Raw genomic sequence first — 17023 nt, 5'->3', positions numbered from 1 at the left:
CTCGTGGTGTTCGGGTCAGGAGGTTCGAGTCAGGCGGTCCGGGTCAGGCCGTCCAGTCCAGAATGATCTTGCCGCAGTGGCCGCCCGCGGCTTCGTCGAAGGCCGCGTCGAAGTCCTGGTAGGCGTACTTGCCGGTGATCACCGGGGAGAGGTCGAGACCGCCTTCGAGCAGCACCGTCATCGCGTACCAGGTCTCGAACATCTCCCGGCCGTAGATGCCCTTGACCGTGATCATCGAGGTGACGATCTTCGCCCAGTCGACGGCGAACTCCTCGGCGGGCAGGCCCAGCATCGCGATACGGCCGCCGTGGGTCATGTTGTCCACCATGTCGCGCATGGCCTCGGGCCGCCCGGACATCTCCAGACCGATGTCGAAGCCCTCCTTGAGGCCCAGGGCGCGCTGCGCCTCGGCGATGCCGCTCTCGGCGACATTGAGCGCGAGCGTCGCACCGGCCTTGCGGGCCAGGTCCAGGCGGTAGGGGCTGACATCGGTGATCACGACGTTGCGCGCGCCGGCGTGCTTCGCCACGGCCGCCGCCATGATGCCGATCGGGCCCGCGCCGGTGATCAGCACGTCCTCGCCGACCAGCGGGAAGGAGAGCGCGGTGTGGACGGCGTTGCCGAACGGGTCGAAGATCGCGGCGATATCGAGGTCGACCTTGGTGCGGTGCACCCAGACGTTGGAGGCGGGGAGCACCACGTACTCGGCGAACGCGCCGTCGCGTCCCACGCCGAGGCCCACCGTGGAACGGCACAGGTGCCGGCGCCCCGCGAGACAGTTGCGGCACTTGCCGCAGACGAGGTGGCCCTCGCCGCTGACCAGGTCGCCGACGGCGATGTCGGTGACGTCGGCGCCGACATCGGCCACCTCGCCGACGAACTCGTGGCCGAGGATCAGCGGCGTCCCGACGGCCTGCTGCGCCCAGCCGTCCCAGGAGCGGATGTGGAGGTCCGTGCCGCAGATGCCGGTGCGCGCCACCTTGATCAGTACGTCGCCGGGTCCGGCCTCGGGCTCGGGGACGTCCAGGAGCCACAGCCCGGGCTCGGCATGCTGCTTGACAAGGGCCTTCATCGCGGCGGCTCCAGGCGTGACGGTGACGTTCGGTGGACGGCACCAATCTGCCGAGCGGCGGCCCCCCAAGTCCATCGAGGATTTCTTAAGCGGGGTCACAGCGGAGCTTCACGCGACGTCCCGGCGGCCTTCGCCTGCCGCCTCCGTGCCGACCGGTGCATGCGTATTGCGTGAAAGTTCGGTAGAGGTCAATTACCCCCTGGTAAAGCGGAAGTGACGGTTCATCACGTCTCTTCCGCTGGGCTCCCGGCACCCTCATCCTGGACCCATGCGAATCACTCTACGCGCGTTGCGCACCCGTGCTGCTGCCGTCGGCATCGCCACCGCGATCGTCGTCACGCCTACCGTGTTCCTCGCGACCGAAGCCCATGCCACCGTGAGCGGCACCATCTGTTACGGCGCCCTCCCCTCCCAGGCACACGACACGCTGGACCTGATCAAGACCAACGGCCCGTTCCCGTACTCACAGGACGGAGTCGTCTTCCAGAACCGGGAGGGCGTGCTGCCGTCGCAGTCCACGGGCTACTACCACGAGTACACGGTGAAGACACCGGGCAGCTCGACCCGCGGGGCCCGGCGCATCATCACCGGCGAGAAGACCGCCGAGGACTACTACACCGCCGATCACTACGTCACGTTCAAGCAGGTCGACTTCACCTGCTGACCGGGGTCAGGATCCCTGCCCGGCTCCGCCGTCACCCTCCACGACCCCGTCCACATACACCCAGGCGCCCTCGTACCGCTCGAACCGGCTGTGCTCGCGAAGCTCGCCGGGCTCCCCCCGAAAGGTGTAGTGGGCGCGGAAGGTGACCGTGCCGGTGGTGTGGAAGGCGGTGCCGCCGGTGGTCGCCAGGATCTCCAGGCGCCGCCACCGCTGCCCCGCGTCGAAGTCGACGCGGGGCGGCCGTGTTTCCGGGTGCCAGCTGCGCAGCAGATACGCGGCGTCCTCGACGGCGAAAGCGCTGAACCGGGACCGCATGAGCGCCTCGGCGGTGGGTGCGGCGGACTGTCCGCTGTGGAAGCGGCCGCAGCACTCGCCGTACGGGGCGGACAGACCGCAGGGGCAGGGCGCGTCGGCGGCCGGCCGGCCCCGGCGGCCCTGCTGTGCCTGCTGTGCCTGCTGTGCCTGCCGAGCTCGCTGAGGCCTCTGCGGCCGGGGGGTACGTCGGGACATACCCTGCATTCTGCCCGCAGACGGCACACGGCGGCACCGGGGCTCCCGTGCGGGGCGGGCATCCGTCCGCCGGCAGATATCCGGTTGCTGCGGGGGCCGTTCGCTGACTAGGTTCACCGGGCCTTCCGAACCGTCCTCGCCGCCCGAACCGTCCTCGCCGCCCGAACCGTCCGCACCGGCCCTGGAGTTGCCTTGTCCGTTCGCCTCACGCCACTGACAGACCCGGGGAGCAACCCGTCGAGCCACCGGCTGGTCTGGCTGGCGTCGGACGCGGACGGCAACCCAGTCGGCTCCTTGTTCCTGCGGCTGTTCACCAAGCCGGGCCAGGACCATCTCGCGGAACTGGAACTCCAGGTCCACCCGGCCGAGCGGCGCAGGGGCACCGGGTCGCGGCTGCTCGGAGCGGCCGTGGACGCCGCCCGGCAGGACGGCCGCAGCACTGTCATCGCCCAGGCCGGAGCCGGATCCGATGGGGCGGCCTTCCTGGCGGGCCGGGGCTTCCGGGATGTCCTGAGCCTCACCTACACACGGCTCACGCTCGCCGACGCGGACCTCCCCGCCCTGGCCCGCATCGTCGCGCAGCGCAGGCCCGGCTACCGGTTGCTGTCCTGGGACGGAACGGTCCCCGACGAGTTGGCCGACACCTTCGCGGCAGCACACCGCGCGATGGACGACATGCCGATGGGCGAGACGGACTACGGCTCGGTGGTCTGGGACGCGGACCGCGTCAGGGAGGCCGCCGCGGTCGTCCGCAAACGGGGCGACCTGCTGTACACGGTGGCGGCGGTGGACGAGTCGGACGGCTCGATCGCCGGGTTCACCGAACTGGTCGTCCCAGGCGACGGGACGGGCGACGCCCAGCATTACGGCACCGGCGTACTGCCCGAGCACCGGGGGCGCGGACTGGCGCGCTGGATGAAGGCCGAGACGATCCACCGGACCCGCGAACGCCACCCCGCACTCGGCGGACTGCTCACCGACACCGCGGACGGCAACCTGCCCATGCGGGCCGTCAACGACGCGCTGGGCTACACGCCGACCCACCGGACGATCGAGTACCAGCTCGACCTGCACCAGAACCGGGAGCGGGGAACGGCAGCCGCACCGGACAGCGACAGCTAGCCTGCGGATCATGTTCGTACTGGAATTGACCTACACCGGCCCCATCGAGCGCGTGGACGAACTGCTCGGGGAGCATGTCGCCTGGCTGGACGCGGCGTACGCGGCAGGCGTCTTCATCGCATCGGGCCGCAAGAACCCACGCGACGGCGGGATCATCCTCGCGGCCGGCGATGACCGCACATCGATGGAGAAACTCACCGCGACGGACCCGTTCATGATCGCGGGCGTCTGCACCTACCGGATCACCGAGTTCATCGCAACGAAGACGGCGCCCGGACTCGATGCGTTCCGCCAGGAGTTGTAGAGCGCGGACCGATCCGGATCGCCGGAGCCCCCTGCGCCGCCCGGAGTCCGCCGTTGTGCGGGCGGGCTCCGGGCGGAGGGGCGCGCCGCCCCCGTCCCCACGGTGCGGCGCAGGCGGTCCGCCGTCATCCGCTCGGCGACGGCCGCCAGTCTTCAGGGCCGGGTGCCTTCAGGCACGGGCTTCTGGATGTCCATCAGGCCGGACTCGCGGGGTCCGGCACCTTCGGGGTCTCGCGGTCGCGGGAGCCCGCCAGCCCCAGAGCGGGAAGCACCGCACCCTCGATGAAGCGGCTGAGGTACTCCGCATCACCGTAGTGGCCCTCCAGCATCGGCCGGATACGCATCGCACCCAGCAGCTGGGGCGCGACGAACTCCAGCGCCGGGTTGTCCGCCGCGACCTCGCCCCTGGCCACCGCACGGGTGACCATCGCGTTGATCGCGGCCGCCGCCGGCTCGACCAGCCCTTCGCGCAGCGCCTCAAGAAGCTCCGGGTTCTGCAGCGCCGCGTGGCTCAGCGCGTGCATCAGCGGGGTGTCGCGCCCCGAGTGCGCCCCCAGCGACGTCGCGGCCTCCCGCAGGTCCCCGGCGAGCGTACCGGTGTCGATGCTGGTCAGACTCCCGGCGCGGGTGCCGCGCAGGGCGCACGCCACCAGCTGGGGCTTGCTCCCCCACTGCCGGTAGAGCGTGGACTTGCCACAGCGCGACCGGGACGCGACGCCCTCCATCGTCAGCGCGTCGTAGCCGCCCTCACGGAGAAGCTCCAGTACCGCCTCGTAGAACTCCTGCTCACGCTCCGGTGTGATCTTGGAGCGCGAGGACGCCGTCGCGGGCTGCGTCGCGGAGTCCTGGGATGACATGAGCTCTCCCTATTCCGTGTGACGAGGAGCATCGTTATTCCATCGTACCGATACGCCAGTGTACCGATACGCTGGTGTACCGATACGTCTCCGTATCGGTACACTGTTGTTTCGATGGCGTGTGATCCGGACTCCCCGGACTCCGGATCGAACTTCTGTTACGCAGTGCAAAGCGATGAAAAGGGGTCGGGGTGATGAGTGCCCTCGCCACACCAGTCGAACGGGCGCCGTACTCCGCGCCCGCCCGTGCGCTCGCCTCCCGTGGAGCGTGCCCGTGAATGCCACCCTGGCCGCCGTCGCCCTCTCGCTCCTCTCCGCCGTCGGTTATGCGACGGCCGCGGTCGCTCAGGAGCGTCTCGCGTCCCGTACCCGGCCGGGCTCCGGGCTGCTGCGGCTGCTCGGCCACGGCGCCTGGTGGTGGGCGGTCGGCCTCAACGCGGCAGGGGCCCTCCTGCATGTGGCGGCGCTGAAATACGGGTCGCTCACCCTCGTACAGCCGCTCGGCGCACTCACTCTGGTCGCGGCCGTCCCGCTGGGCGCACGTCTCGCCGGGCGCCGGGTCGCCAGGACCGAGTGGCGCGGCACCGTACTCACGCTTCTCGGCCTGGCGGCGCTGCTGCTGGCCGCCGGGGGCACGCCTCCGCACGAGACGCTCTCGCTGCCCGAGGCACTGGGGATCGCGGCGGTGGCTGTCGTCCTGGTCGCGGCGCTCGTACGGCGCTCGGGCAGGCCGGGCGCACGCCCCGGGCTGCGCTTCGCCACCGCGTCCGGACTCGTGTCGGGCGTCGCATCGGCGCTCACCCAGACCGTGACGGTCTCGGTCACCGACCACACCCACGGTCCGGCGATCAGCTGGCGGACGGCCGTCGTGGCGCTGCTCGTCGCGGCCTTCGCGGTGGGCGGGCTGCTGCTCTCGCAGACCGCGTACCGGGGCGGCCTCGGCGCCCCGCTCGCCATGGTCACACTCGCAAACCCCGTCGCCGCGTCGGTGATCGGCCTGGCCCTGCTGGGCGAACGCCTCCAGGGCGGGGCCGTCGGGGTGCTGCTCGCCGGGGTGGGGGCGGTGGCCGCCGCCCGGGGAGTGGTCCTCCTCACCCGGGCGACCGCCACGGCACCGGCCGCGACTCAGCCGCCGGCCGCGCCACCGTCATCCACCCCGTCCACCCCCTCGGTGCCGCCGCCCCTGCTGCGGTCGTCGGCCGCAGCCGAGCCACCGACACCGCTGCCGTCGTCCGCGGCTTCCGAGCCGCCGGCCCTTCCCCGGCCGTCCACCAGGCCCGAGCTGCCGGTCACCGTCCCGCTCCGGCCACCGCAGCCGCAGACCGCGCCCGCGTCGTCCGCTACGCCCCCGCCACCCTCCGTACCTCGATCAGCAGCGCCTGCCCAGGATCGAGCACCGGCATCGGCACCCCTGCTCCGCTGAGCACCGGTCCGGGCAGCGCCACCCATCCGTCCAGGGCGGCCGTGACCCAGGCGGGCGCGAGCACTTCGCGGAACGAGGGCAGTCCGGCTTCCGTCCGTACGCGGACCCGGTAGCTCCCCGTACGGTCCAGGCCGGGCAGCGCGATACGCCCCGGCTGGGCCTCCGGCGAACTGGCCAGCTGCGCCCAGCAGTACAGGGCGGCGCTCGCGTCCGGAGCCACCACCCCGTGCAGCAGCGCGGCGTCGCCGCCGAGATCCGCGCGGACCACCCGTCCGCTGTGCAGCAGCGGCCGCAGCTCCTTGTAGAGCGCGCCCCAGGCCGTCAGCTCCGCCAGCTCGTCCGGCGAGCAGGCACCGAGGTCCCGCTCGATTCCGGCGTGGGCGAACAGCGCGGTGAGCAGCCGGAAGGAGCTGTCCGTGATCCGCCCTGTGGTGTGGCTGCGGGCCTCGCCGACATGCGAGCCGATCAGCTCGGGCGGCAGCAGCTGGCCGGTCCAGCGCTGGATGGCCTGGCGCTCGACGGGGTCGTTGCAGTCCGAGGCCCACACCCGGTCCGTACGGGCCAGGACCCCCAGGTCGACGCGGGCCCCGCCGCTGGAGCAGCTCTCGATCTCAAGACCGGGGTGCCGTTCCCTGAGTGCGTCGAGCAGCCGGTACAGCGCCTCGGTCTGCGCGTGCACGCCCGGACGGTCACGGCCGTCCGCCGACCGCTGGACGGCTTCGTGCAGGTCCCGGTTGTGGTCCCATTTCAGATAGTCGACGGAGTACCGCGTGACGATCGCGTCGAGCGATGTGAGCAGATACGCCCATGCCTCGGGATGCCCGATGTTGAGGCCGTACTGATGGCGGGAGCCGGGACCCAGTCCGGCGCTCGGCCCGAGGATCCACCCGGGGTGGGCGCGGGCCAGCTCCGATTCGAGGTTGACCATCTCCGGCTCGACCCAGAGCCCGAACTGCATACCGCGCGCGTGCACCCGGTCGGCGAGCGGCGTCAGCCCGTCGGGCCACACCGCGGTGTCGACGGTCCAGTCCCCCAGCCCCGCGGTGTCGTCCCGGCGGCCGAGGAACCAGCCGTCGTCCAGCACGAACCGCTCCACGCCGATGTCGGCGGCCAGGTCGGCGAGGGCGACAAGACGCTCGGGCCGGTGGTCGAAGTACACGGCCTCCCAGCTGTTCAGGGTCAGCGGGCGCGGCGTCACCGGATGCGAGGGACGTGCCCTGAGCAGCGCGTGGAAACGGTCGGCGAGCCCGTCGAGCCCGGTGCCGGACCAGCTGAACCAGCAGACCGGCGAGGTGTACGTCTCCCCCGGCGCCAGGCGTATCTCCCCCGGCGCGAGCAGTTCCCCGCCGCCGAGCACGGCGGCGTGCGCCCCGGCGCCCTCGGGCAGCCGCTCGGCCAGCCAGCGCTGATTACCGCTCCAGCCGATATGGACGCCCCACACCTCGCCGGTGCGGAATGCGAAGCCCGGCACCCCGGCGGTGAGCAGGTACGGGGCGTCCTGGCCGGTCCTGCCCCGGCGCTGCTCCCGTACGTGGCTGCCGTGCCCGAGCGGCCTGCGCTGCGGGGACCGTTCGCGGCACCACCGGCCGGTGAAGTCGAGGATCTCCGAGGCCCTGCGCGGCAGCGGCAGCAGGGTGGTGACACCGCTGAGGTCGTACGGAACGGGGTCCGCGTCAGGCCGCCGGGCGACCGTGGTCCGTACCGCCAGCACCCCTGAGCGGTCCAGCCGGTAGGTGAGGGTGAGGTCGAGGCCCGCGCCGTCCTCGGTGAGGCGGACGACCAGTTCACCGTCGCTCTCCTCGGCAGCGACGAAACGGGGCTTCGGCGTGGTGGCGATGCCTGCCAGATGACCCTGGTGGGCAGGGGTACCCGACCAGCCGTCGGCCTCGGTGGGCCAGACCGTGAACTGCCGTGGTTCGTCCAGGGCGTTGTGGAGCGCGGCGCCGTCGGCGGTGAGTGCGAGCGCGGCGCATTCCTCGTTGGTGAGTGCGCCCAGATCCTCACCCCAGTGCAGGATCCGGGGCAGCGGCGCGGACAGGTCGACGACCAGACCCACACCTGCTGCGCGCAGTTGGACGGTTCTGGGGGCGGTGCGGGTCATACGGGGCTTCCTCTCTCCGGTCACAGACCATCGACCGCGGAACACACCTGCGCTAGATTCGATTCAAGACAATTATTGATCAATTGAGGCCACCCGTCTGGTAGTTGTAAGGTAAACAACGATCGGGCGTGGGCGTATATGCTCCAGCGCATCGTCAGGCATTCCGCACTTGGAGGCTGATCATGACCATCGCCCCGCAGCAGCGGCTGGTTCAGCAGCTCCCAGCAGCGCCTTTCTACTGCCCGGTGCCACCCGGCACGCACCCCGCGGCGGCCTCGCTCAATGAGGCGACCGTACGCTGGATGCTGCAGCAGCACATGGACACCGACGAGCAGCAGCGCCGCCGTCTCACCCTCTGCGACTTCGGTGGTCTCACCGCATCGACCATGCCGTACGGATGGATCGAGCCACTGACTCTGATGGCCCGGTTGCACGCCGTGCTGTTCTCGCTCGACGACGGACTGTGCGACGAGTCCTACGCGACCGCCGGTCTGCTCGCCCAGGAGACCGGCCGCATCATGCGCGCGGTCGAGGCCCCGTACGCGGCCCCTTCGTCCGGCGAGTCCGCGCGCACGGCCGCGCTGCGGTCGATCAGGCTCGACCTCGCCCGCCATGCGACGCCGGTCCAGCTGCGTCGCTGGACCGAGGCCATGCGCGTCTACACCTCCGGGCTCGTCTGGGAGGCGTCCTGGCGCAGCAGCCCCGGCCTCCCCTCACTGGACGACTACGTCACCCTCTGGATGCGGGCCATAGGGATGGCCCCCTCCACCGCGATGATCGAGATCGCCGGAGGGCTGACGCTCGCCGACGAGGAACTGGACGATCCCCGGATACGCGCGCTGACCGAGATGGCCTGGACGCTGGTCAGCTGGGACAACGACCTCTACTCCCGCAACAAGGAACTCCTGCGGGCCGACGACGATCTGAACCTGATCGACGTACTGGCCCAGGAGTACGGCATCGACGCACTCCGCGCCCAGCAGGAGGCCGTGGTGATGCGCGACCGGGTGATGGTGCTCTTCATGCGGCTGCGGGAGCGCGCGCTCCGGGACGCCGGGCCCCAACTCCGGCAGTACGTCAACGGTTTGGGCCAGTTCGTGCGCGGCCACCTCGACTGGGCCTCGGTCTGCCCCCGGTACACCGTGCCGGGCGCACCGGCCGCCGGGCCCGACGGCTGGTGGAAGCGGCTCCCGGCCGTGGTGGACCAGGACCCGCTTCCCCTGCCGTCGATCTCCTGGTGGTGGGACCAGCTGGACGACGGTCAGTAGCCGCGCCACCAGCTGGTCAGGGCCCGCCAGAGCCGCTTCGGTGCCGAGCCGCGCTGGGCCGGTACCGCCGCGGCGGGCGGCGGCGTCCCCACGGGCGTCGCCCGGGCCGGTGGCGCGGGCTGCGGTACGACGGGCGGCGCGGCCGGCGCGTGCGAGGTGACCTCCCAGTCGGCGCGGGGCGGCGGCATCGCCGCGGGGGACGGCGCGACCATGATGTCCTGCGGCGGTCGCGGCGCGAACGTCACGGGCAGCCGGTCCAGATGACGGGACATCAGCGAGCCGGTCCAGCTCAGTTCGTGTTCCTCCAGGGCCAGTTCCACATCGGGGAGCCGCATCAGCAGCGCGTCGACGCCGACATCGGCGATGGCGCGTCCGATGTCCTGCCCGGGACACTCGTGTGCCCCGCCGCTGAAGGCCAGATGGGCCCGGTTGCCCTGCATGGAGGCGTTCGGGTCGGGGCGGACGACCGGGTCGATGTTGGCGGCCGCGATCCCGACCACGAGGGCGTCGCCCCCCTTGATCTGCTGGCCGCCCAGTTCGGTGTCGCCGACCGCCCAGCGGCCGAGGATCGTGGTGAAGGGCGGTTCGTCCCACAGCGTCTGCTCGACCGCCTCGGGCACCGTCATATGACCGCCGCTCAACTGGGCCCTGAACCGCGGGTCGGTGAGGACCATGCGCAGCACATTGGCGATGAGGTTCGCGGTGGTCTCGTACGCGGCGATGAGCACCAGCCGCATGTGCTGGCTCACCTCGTCGTCGGTGAGCCCGGCGGGGTGCGTGATCAGCCGGCTGGCGAAGTCCTCCCGCGGCACTGATCTGCGCTGGGCGACCAGCCGGTTGAGCGCGGCCATCACGAAGGCGTTGCTCACGATGGCGGTCTCGGTGCCCTTGATCATGTCGCGGGCGGCCTGCACCAGCCGTTCGCTGTACTCCTCGGGCATACCGAGGATCTGGCACATCACCATCATCGGCAGATGTTCGGCGAACCGGCTGACGAGATCGGCCTTGCCGTCCTGGCAGAAGTCGTTGACCAGCCGGTTGCTGTAGCGGTTGATGAAGCGGCGGGTGCTGCGGGTGTCGATGTGCGACATCGCGTCGGTGACCGCGCCGCGCAGCCGCTCGTGTTCGGCGCCGTCGGCGAAGACACAGATCGGCTGCCAGGTGAAGACCGGCGCGAGCGGGTGGTCGGGGGCCGCCGTGCCGTCCTGGAGGGCGCGCCAGCGGCGTGAGTCACGCGAGAAGAGCGAGGGCGTACGGGTCATGTACAGGTTCTCGCTGTGGCCGAGCACCAGCCAGGCGGGGACGTCGCCGTGCAGCAGCACGGGTGCCACCGGGCCGTGCTCGGCGCGCAGCTTCTCGTACAGGCCCATCGGGTCCTGCTCGGCCTCGGTCCCGTACAGCCGCCGCAGCCCGCCGGGCCCGAGCCCGTGGGCCGGGCACTGCGGAGGCGGGACTGCCGCGCCGGTGCCGGGCTGGTGGTCGAAGGGGGTTGTCACGGTCACTCCAATACGTACGGACGGGGACGGTACGGCCGGTACGGCCTAGGCACGCCGCATGGCGAGGGAGTGCAGATAGCGCATGAGGGCCATCAGGGTGTCGCGGCTGGAGGCGCGCTGCCGCGCGTCGCAGTCCACGATCGGGACCTCGTCGGGCAGGTCGAGCGCGGCCCGCAGCGCCTCCAGGCGGTGGCGGGGCGCGTCGGGGAAGGTGTTGATGGCGACGATGAACGGCACGCCGCGCTCCTCCAGCCTGCCGATCACATCGAAGCTGACCTCCAGCCTGCGGGTGTCGACCAGCACGACGGCGCCGAGCGCGCCCTCGAAGAGGCCGTTCCACAGGAACCAGAAGCGCTCCTGGCCGGGGGTGCCGAAGAGGTAGAGCACAAGCTGTTCGCTGATGCTGATCCGGCCGAAGTCCATCGCCACTGTGGTGGCGGTCTTGCTCTCCACACCGGAGTTGTCGTCGACTCCGACCCCGGCCTGGGTCATCGTCTCCTCGGTGGTCAGCGGGCGGATCTCGCTCACCGAACGCACCATCGTCGTCTTGCCGACCCCGAACCCGCCCACGATCACGATCTTGACCGCGGCCGTGGCCGTGTCGGGCAGTACGTCTTCCCTCCTGGGGCCTGCGATCGTGTCAGAGCTTCTGGAGTCCATGCATCACCGCTTCGAGAAGGGCCCTGTCCGGCAGCGCCGCGCGGACGATGGGCGCGCGCGACTCGACGAGTTCGGCCGCGAGGAGATCGGTCAGCAGCGCGGTCACCACGCTGAACGGCAGGCGCAGATAGGCGGAGATCTCGGCCACGGACAACGGCGACTTGCACAGCCGTACGATCGCGGCCTGTTCCGGCTGGACGGTCGGGGACGGCTCGGCCCGGGACACCACGATGGTGACCAGGTCGAGGGGGGCCCGTTCGCCGCCGTCCGGCCCGCCGGTGATCACATAGAGCCGTTCCGGGTCCCCCGAGTCCGGCTCCGCCTTCCGGCGTTCTCTGCGGGGCGGCGAATTCATCCGGCCTTCCCGTCGTGCCGCGGCGGGCTGGCCAGATGAGCTCCGATCCGTACCACCATGTCGCGCATCTGCGCGCCGACCAGGCCCGCTTCGACCCGTTCGTCGGTGAGGACGGCGAGATAGGAGCCGGTGCCCGCGGCCATCAGATAGAAGAACCCCCCGGTGATCTCGATGACGACGAGCCGCATCCGGCCGTCGCTGTCCGGGATCTCGGTGGCGACCGCGGCTGCCAGGCTCTGGAGCCCGGCGCAGGCAGCGGCGAGCCGGTCCGCGCCGTCGGGGTCACCGCCGTGCCGGGCGATCCGCAGGCCGTCCGCCGAGAGCACCACGATCTGCTGGATCCCGGGGACCCCGTCGGCCAGCTCCTTGAGCATCCAGTCCATGCTGCCCAGTTGCTGAATCACGCCAGGTCCCCCTTGTCCCATGGTTCGCCGGACTCTCCGACGGCCGACGGCTCCTGCGGCACTCCGTTGGCCGCCTTGGTGAAGGCCTCCAGCCAGATTCCCGGCTGGGGCTCCTCCTTCTCCGGTTGCTGCGTCTCCTCGGGCGCCCGGGGCGTGTACGGGTCGGGCTCGGGCGCCGGGGCGGGCACCACGGCCTGTTCGGACCCGAAGGACGAACGGAGACGGCTGCGGCGCTGCGGCAGCCCGTTCGGGGTCCACTCGGTCACCACCGGTACGTCGTCCTCCATCGACAGCGCCGCCGGGGCGGGCCGCTTCGGCGCGGTGGCCTTGCGCGGCGCCCTGGAGGGGACCCGGTCGGCGAACGCGCCGATGTCCGTGTCCGCTCCGGTGCGGGGCTGTCCGGCCGCACCGATTCCGTGTGCGATCCCGGGGGCGGGCCCTGTGGTGATCATCTCGCGGGGCACGATCAGCACCGCCCGGACGCCACCGTAAGCAGACTGACGCAGCGCCACCTTGAGGTTGTACATCTGGCTCAGCCGGCCGACGACGGCCATGCCGAGCCGGGGCGACTCGCCCAGCTGGTTCAGGTCGGCGCCGGCCTGCGCCTTGATCAGCATGCCCTCGGCCCGCTTCCGGGCCTCCTCGCTGAGGCTGACCCCGCCGTCCTCGATCTCGATGGCGATCCCGGTCTGCACCTCGACCGCGGTGACATGGACGCGGGTCTGCGGCGGGGAGTAGCGGGTCGCGTTGTCGAGGAGTTCGGCGACGGCATGGATCAGCGGCTCGACGGCAGGGCCCACGATGGCGACCTTGGCGATGGAGTGCAGATCGACCCGCGGGTACTCCAGGATGCGGGACATCGCGCCGCGCAAGACGCTGAACAGCGGTACGGGCTTGGGCCACTGGCGTCCGGGCCGGGCACCGCCGAGCACGGAGATGCTGTCGGCGAGACGTCCGATGAGCGCGTTGCCGTGGTCGAGGCGGAGCAGGTCGTCGAAGACCTCCGGCTGGCGGCCGTGGTCCTCCTCCATCTCCCGCAGTTCTGCCGCCTGCTGGTGGACGATGGCCTGGACGCGGCGGGCGATGCCGACGAACGCGAACTGCGCGCCCTCACGCTGCGACTCCTCGTTGTCGACGATCTGCAGCAGTGAGGCGAGGATCTCGCGCTGTGCGGAGGGGAGGTCGCGGTACATCTCGCTGTTGTCGACGAGGATACGCATGACCTCAAGGGGCGACTCACCGTGCTTGAGCCGGTGGATCGCGGCGGGCATCAGCTCCTTGGCGAGCCGCACGGTCTCCGCGTCGTGCGCGGCGAGCCGCTGTTCCAGGAACGCCAGCCGCTCGCCGTAGGCCCGGTGGAGGGTACGGGTCGCGGAGGCGCGGCGGACGAGTGCGGTGACGAGTACGGCGACGACGACGGTGGCCAGTACGCCGGCCCAGACAAGGGGTATCCGGGCGGCCCGGTCGACCGCGACCGCGCCGACGGCCGTGGCTGCCGACGTCAAAACGACGGAGAGCAGCAGCGCACGAACCAGTGGCGCTGTCCGATCGGTTGGAGGCGCCTCAACGCGAACCATGTGATCCCTCTGGCAGTTGACGGTGGGGAGAATCGAACTATCAAGACATGTGGGAACAAGTGCATGAATACATGTCATCTCAACTCACAATGAGCGAGCGTAGCCCGATCAGATCACCGCGGCGGCATATTCTCCCAACCTTGTGCGGTGGCCACTCCAGAGAAATAGACTCGCCGGTTTTACACAGTCAGCTCCCGTTCACACAAGAGGAGTCACCGAACATGTGTCCCAACTGCCCCCGAATGAGGACAGCTTGGTATCAGCGCAGGTGCAGGGCGCTCCGGGCCCGTTCGGCCAGCCCGTCGGCGCCGCAGGACTCGGCGAGGGCGAGCCCGCGCACCAGGTCGGGCTCGGAGCGGGCGGCGATGGCGAACTCCACCCGGGCCTGGGCGTGTTCGTACGCGCAAGGCGACGCTTCGAGATAGGCGACGGCGCCACCGAGCAGCTCCACGGCACGGCCACCGCTCTCCAGGACGGCCGCGGTCCGCAGCGACTCACCGATCGCGGTGTCCGTCCCGTACCGCTCGGCCCGGTCGCGTACATACGTCACCAGCCGCGCGGCGCGGGCCGGGTCCTCGGTCGCGAGAGCCCGCACCAGATCGGCCGCCCAGGGGGCCATGACGCTGTTGTGCCGGCCGCGCCCGCGCAACGCCTCGCCCGCGGCCTCCAGTTCGGCGATCGCTTCCTTCGTACGGCCGCATGCCAGCAGCAGCCTGCCGCGCACGGAAGGCGCGTCGGGAATGACGATGGTGGAGGGATACGGGGGCGCGAAGCCGTACTGTTCGGCGGCCTCCCGCGCGGCCTGGACATGGCCACGGGCCAGCAGCGTGTCGATGAGCATGCAGGCGGCGTCCCAGTTCATCGGGAGGCCGTTGCCGACCCGCTCCGCGAGGCGCAGGCTCTCGCGCAGATAGGTCTCCGCCTCGGCCAGCCGGCCGCGCCTGCGCTGGAGATAACCGACGAGCGCGTTGGCGAACGAGAGATGGCCGCCGCTCCAGCCGGACGCCTCGAACGAGCGGAGCGCCTCCGTGAAGAGGCTCTCGGCCCGGTCCAGCCGGTCGGCGAAGGCGTAGGAGAGGCCGAGCAGCGCGGCGGGCTCGAACCCCCAGGAGGTGCCGGTCCAGCCGATGCCCGGTGGCAGCCGTCCGTTGACCAGGGCCCGGTCGCAGATCTCGACGATCTCCTCGGCGCTCTCACCACGGGCGGTGCCGTCGAACGCGCGCAGTATGAGCAGGATCCGCTCGGAGTTGTCCTGGCCGCCGAGGCCGTCGGTCATCTCGGCGAGGCGGCGGGAGCGCGCCGGTCCATCGTCCTCGACCGCCTGGACTCCCTCCCAGAGGAAGTGCGCGGTCTGGAGCCGCCGCCTGGCGGGGCCAGGCTCGGTCACCTCCGCCTCGGCTGCCACCACCTCGGCCGCCTCACGGGTCTGGTTGTTGTGGGTCAGCGCCTGGGCGAGCCGGAAGACCGCGTCCACCCGCAGGGCGCCGTCGAGCCCCGGCAGGGCGAGCGCGGCCCGCAGATGACCGACCGTGGTGGCCGGTGAGGTCAGCAGCGTGGCGCAGCCCAGCTCGTACAGGACGCTGGCGCGCACGGTCGGCAGCGGCGGCTCGTCGAGTGCCCGCTCCAGACACCGCCTGGCCGCGTCCGGTGCGCCCACCGCCAGGTGTTCGGCCGCCGCCTCCCGCAGCTGTGCGACCAGCTCGGGGTCGTCGTCGGGGTGGACCTGGAGCAGATGCGGTGCGGCGGCTGCCGCGCCCCGGCCCGCCATCGTGACGGCCCAGGCCGCCTGGCCGTGCATCGCGGTACGGGTGGCGGCCGGCACGGCCCGGTAGACGGCGCCGGCGATCAGCGGGTGGACGAACTCCATCGGGTCGGTGCCGGTCAGGATGCGGGCCGCCCTCAGCCGCTCGGCGCAGTCGGCCGCCTCGCCCTCGTTCATACCGGCCAGCCGCCCGGCCAGCTGCAGCGAGATACCGGTGCCCAGGATCCCGGCGGCCCAGGCGAACCGGGTGGTTCCGGTGCCCAGTTCCTCCAGGCGCGCGATCAGCCCCGAGCCGCGCGCCGACGCGCCCAGTGCGCGCAGGGCTCCCGCCGAGTCCTCGACCGGGTCGAGCGCGTCGTCCCGCACCCTGGCGAGAAGCTCGACGGTCTCGTACGCGTTGCCCCCGGTCACCGCCCAGACCTCGCGGCAGAACGGATCGTCGGCGTGCTCCCCGAGCGCGCTGCGGGAGAGCTGGGCGATGGCGTCGGGGGTGAGGGCGCGCAGCTGCACGTTCTTCTCGGCCGCCGCTTCCAGCATCCGCAGATACTCCGCAGCGTCGCCCACCGCCTCGCCCGTGCGGTACGCGAGGACCACGAGCACGGGCGGGCCGCCCTCGCGCCCGGTGAAGGAGGCCAGCCAGGCGAGCGTCTCCAGATCGCACCACTGCGCGTCGTCCACGATGAACACCAGCGGGCGGAACAGTCCGGCGATCCGCACGGCCACGGCGTCCAGCCCGTCGCGGACCCCCTGCGGGTCGGCCTGCTGCGCGCTGGGCGGGGCGACGCCGAGTGCGGGCCCGACGATGTCGTACCGGTCGTCGAGCAGATCGCGCGCGTCCCGGATCCCGGGCATCGCCAGTGCGGGCTGCAGGAGTTGGCGTACGACGTGGAAGGGTACGGAGGTGAGCGTCTCGCCGCCACGTGCCGACCACACCGTGCAGCGGCCGGCCGCATGGGCACTGACCGTGTCGAGCAGCGCGGTCTTGCCCAGACCCGCCTCGCCGCTGTAGATGAGGAGGCCCCCGGCGGACTCCCCCGCGCACAGCGCCTCGACGGCGTGCGTGCCCACGGCGATCTCGTTCTCCCGCTCCAGCAGCGGTACGGCAGCCGGGCGTTCCTTCCGGGACCCCATCGTTCCTCCCCTGCCTGACAACGGATTTCGAGAATATCCCGGCAGGCCGGGGCCGCGGGGCGGTCCGGAGGGACCGGTTCACGAGTGAGCAGAAGTTCGCATGCCCTGCGGGCGTTGGCAGTAATCTTGTCGACAGCCCCTGTCTTGATCGCCTGCGCCCCGGTCTCCGCTGCCCTGAACCGCCCCGGCCTCGTCTCCGGCGTCTGTCGGTGCCCTGTCATCCGGGCGCATACGATGCCCTGCTACGGTCCGCGCTGGACCGGCCGGCCGCCACCGGCAGCATTCCTGCCGCCACCGGCGACATCAAGATTCACCGGC

Annotated in this window: 15 protein-coding genes; 5 read left to right on the top strand and 10 right to left on the bottom strand. The window is 71.4% G+C overall.

Going from position 1 to position 17023, the window contains the following annotated elements:
* Positions 1–43 precede the first annotated feature (43 nt).
* Positions 44–1072: an L-threonine 3-dehydrogenase gene (tdh, locus tag OHB13_RS31845; RefSeq protein WP_266851242.1), complete on the bottom strand. Its 1029-nt coding sequence runs from the start codon at positions 1070–1072 to the stop codon at positions 44–46.
* A 268-nt stretch (positions 1073–1340) separates the two neighbouring features.
* On the opposite strand from tdh, the gene OHB13_RS31840 reads away from it, so the two are divergent.
* Positions 1341–1736 carry a ribonuclease gene (locus tag OHB13_RS31840; RefSeq protein ID WP_266851243.1) on the top strand — a complete coding sequence of 132 codons (396 nt, stop codon included), beginning with the start codon at positions 1341–1343 and terminating at the stop codon, positions 1734–1736.
* A 6-nt stretch (positions 1737–1742) separates the two neighbouring features.
* Here OHB13_RS31840 and OHB13_RS31835 read toward each other — a convergent pair whose 3' ends face one another.
* Complete coding sequence (locus OHB13_RS31835) at positions 1743–2246, bottom strand: YchJ family protein (protein ID WP_328379381.1); 504 nt, start codon at positions 2244–2246, stop codon at positions 1743–1745.
* A 192-nt stretch (positions 2247–2438) separates the two neighbouring features.
* Here OHB13_RS31835 and OHB13_RS31830 point away from each other — a divergent pair, with 192 nt between their 5' ends.
* Both OHB13_RS31830 and OHB13_RS31825 read left to right on the top strand, forming a co-directional pair.
* Positions 2439–3368: a GNAT family N-acetyltransferase gene (locus tag OHB13_RS31830; protein WP_328379380.1), complete on the top strand. Its 930-nt coding sequence runs from the start codon at positions 2439–2441 to the stop codon at positions 3366–3368.
* Between the two features lie 10 nt (positions 3369–3378).
* Positions 3379–3672 (top strand): YciI family protein, encoded by a 294-nt coding sequence (locus OHB13_RS31825; RefSeq protein ID WP_328379379.1) that lies wholly within the window; start codon positions 3379–3381, stop codon positions 3670–3672.
* Positions 3673–3865: 193 nt separating this feature from the next.
* Here OHB13_RS31825 and OHB13_RS31820 read toward each other — a convergent pair whose 3' ends face one another.
* Positions 3866–4528 (bottom strand): TetR/AcrR family transcriptional regulator, encoded by a 663-nt coding sequence (locus tag OHB13_RS31820; RefSeq protein WP_328379378.1) that lies wholly within the window; start codon positions 4526–4528, stop codon positions 3866–3868.
* Between the two features lie 274 nt (positions 4529–4802).
* Here OHB13_RS31820 and OHB13_RS31815 point away from each other — a divergent pair, with 274 nt between their 5' ends.
* On the top strand, positions 4803–5951 hold the full coding sequence (locus OHB13_RS31815) for a DMT family transporter (RefSeq protein ID WP_328379377.1): 1149 nt from the start codon (positions 4803–4805) through the stop codon (positions 5949–5951).
* Here the strand turns inward: OHB13_RS31815 and OHB13_RS31810 are convergent.
* Complete coding sequence (locus OHB13_RS31810) at positions 5869–8052, bottom strand: alpha-galactosidase (protein ID WP_328379376.1); 2184 nt, start codon at positions 8050–8052, stop codon at positions 5869–5871. The two genes, OHB13_RS31815 and OHB13_RS31810, sit on opposite strands and share 83 nt — an antisense overlap.
* Positions 8053–8234: 182 nt before the next feature.
* Between OHB13_RS31810 and OHB13_RS31805 the strand changes: the two genes are divergently transcribed.
* Positions 8235–9320, top strand: coding sequence for a terpene synthase family protein (locus tag OHB13_RS31805; RefSeq protein ID WP_328379375.1), 1086 nt, complete (start codon positions 8235–8237; stop codon positions 9318–9320).
* Here OHB13_RS31805 and OHB13_RS31800 read toward each other — a convergent pair.
* The 6 genes from OHB13_RS31800 to OHB13_RS31775 all read right to left on the bottom strand — a co-directional run bounded on the left by OHB13_RS31800 (position 9314) and on the right by OHB13_RS31775 (position 16705).
* Complete coding sequence (locus OHB13_RS31800) at positions 9314–10816, bottom strand: cytochrome P450 (protein WP_328379374.1); 1503 nt, start codon at positions 10814–10816, stop codon at positions 9314–9316. The genes OHB13_RS31805 and OHB13_RS31800 overlap by 7 nt on opposite strands.
* 45 nt (positions 10817–10861) lie before the next feature.
* Complete coding sequence (locus OHB13_RS31795) at positions 10862–11476, bottom strand: GTP-binding protein (protein WP_266851258.1); 615 nt, start codon at positions 11474–11476, stop codon at positions 10862–10864.
* Complete coding sequence (locus OHB13_RS31790; RefSeq protein WP_266851260.1) at positions 11457–11831, bottom strand: DUF742 domain-containing protein; 375 nt, start codon at positions 11829–11831, stop codon at positions 11457–11459. The genes OHB13_RS31795 and OHB13_RS31790 overlap by 20 nt, the downstream gene beginning before the upstream one ends.
* Positions 11828–12235, bottom strand: coding sequence for a roadblock/LC7 domain-containing protein (locus tag OHB13_RS31785; protein WP_266851262.1), 408 nt, complete (start codon positions 12233–12235; stop codon positions 11828–11830). The genes OHB13_RS31790 and OHB13_RS31785 overlap by 4 nt, the downstream gene beginning before the upstream one ends.
* Positions 12232–13812: an ATP-binding protein gene (locus tag OHB13_RS31780; protein ID WP_328379373.1), complete on the bottom strand. Its 1581-nt coding sequence runs from the start codon at positions 13810–13812 to the stop codon at positions 12232–12234. The genes OHB13_RS31785 and OHB13_RS31780 overlap by 4 nt, the downstream gene beginning before the upstream one ends.
* A gap of 259 nt (positions 13813–14071) precedes the next feature.
* Positions 14072–16705, bottom strand: a complete 2634-nt coding sequence (locus tag OHB13_RS31775; protein WP_328379372.1) for an ATP-binding protein — start codon at positions 16703–16705, stop codon at positions 14072–14074.
* Between the last annotated feature and the right edge of the window lie 318 nt (positions 16706–17023).

Origin of the sequence: Streptomyces sp. NBC_00440, assembly GCF_036014215.1 — a bacterium.
In the GTDB taxonomy this organism is placed as follows: Bacteria; Actinomycetota; Actinomycetes; order Streptomycetales; family Streptomycetaceae; genus Streptomyces.
The sequence above is the reverse complement of the archived record's forward strand: the minus strand, read 5'-3'. Positions and strand labels throughout refer to the sequence as shown.

Excerpts from the sequence above, each read along its gene's own strand:
- OHB13_RS31795 (WP_266851258.1), bottom strand. The coding sequence starts at position 11,476 with ATGGACTCCAGAAGCTCTGACACGATCGCAGGCCCCAGGAGGGAAGAC.
- OHB13_RS31775 (WP_328379372.1), bottom strand. The coding sequence starts at position 16,705 with ATGGGGTCCCGGAAGGAACGCCCGGCTGCCGTACCGCTGCTGGAGCGG.
- OHB13_RS31790 (WP_266851260.1), bottom strand. The coding sequence starts at position 11,831 with ATGAATTCGCCGCCCCGCAGAGAACGCCGGAAGGCGGAGCCGGACTCG.
- OHB13_RS31820 (WP_328379378.1), bottom strand. The coding sequence starts at position 4,528 with ATGTCATCCCAGGACTCCGCGACGCAGCCCGCGACGGCGTCCTCGCGC.
- OHB13_RS31780 (WP_328379373.1), bottom strand. The coding sequence starts at position 13,812 with ATGGTTCGCGTTGAGGCGCCTCCAACCGATCGGACAGCGCCACTGGTT.
- OHB13_RS31825 (WP_328379379.1), top strand. The coding sequence starts at position 3,379 with ATGTTCGTACTGGAATTGACCTACACCGGCCCCATCGAGCGCGTGGAC.
- tdh (WP_266851242.1), bottom strand. The coding sequence starts at position 1,072 with ATGAAGGCCCTTGTCAAGCAGCATGCCGAGCCCGGGCTGTGGCTCCTG.
- OHB13_RS31805 (WP_328379375.1), top strand. The coding sequence starts at position 8,235 with ATGACCATCGCCCCGCAGCAGCGGCTGGTTCAGCAGCTCCCAGCAGCG.
- OHB13_RS31840 (WP_266851243.1), top strand. The coding sequence starts at position 1,341 with ATGCGAATCACTCTACGCGCGTTGCGCACCCGTGCTGCTGCCGTCGGC.
- OHB13_RS31835 (WP_328379381.1), bottom strand. The coding sequence starts at position 2,246 with ATGTCCCGACGTACCCCCCGGCCGCAGAGGCCTCAGCGAGCTCGGCAG.
- OHB13_RS31810 (WP_328379376.1), bottom strand. The coding sequence starts at position 8,052 with ATGACCCGCACCGCCCCCAGAACCGTCCAACTGCGCGCAGCAGGTGTG.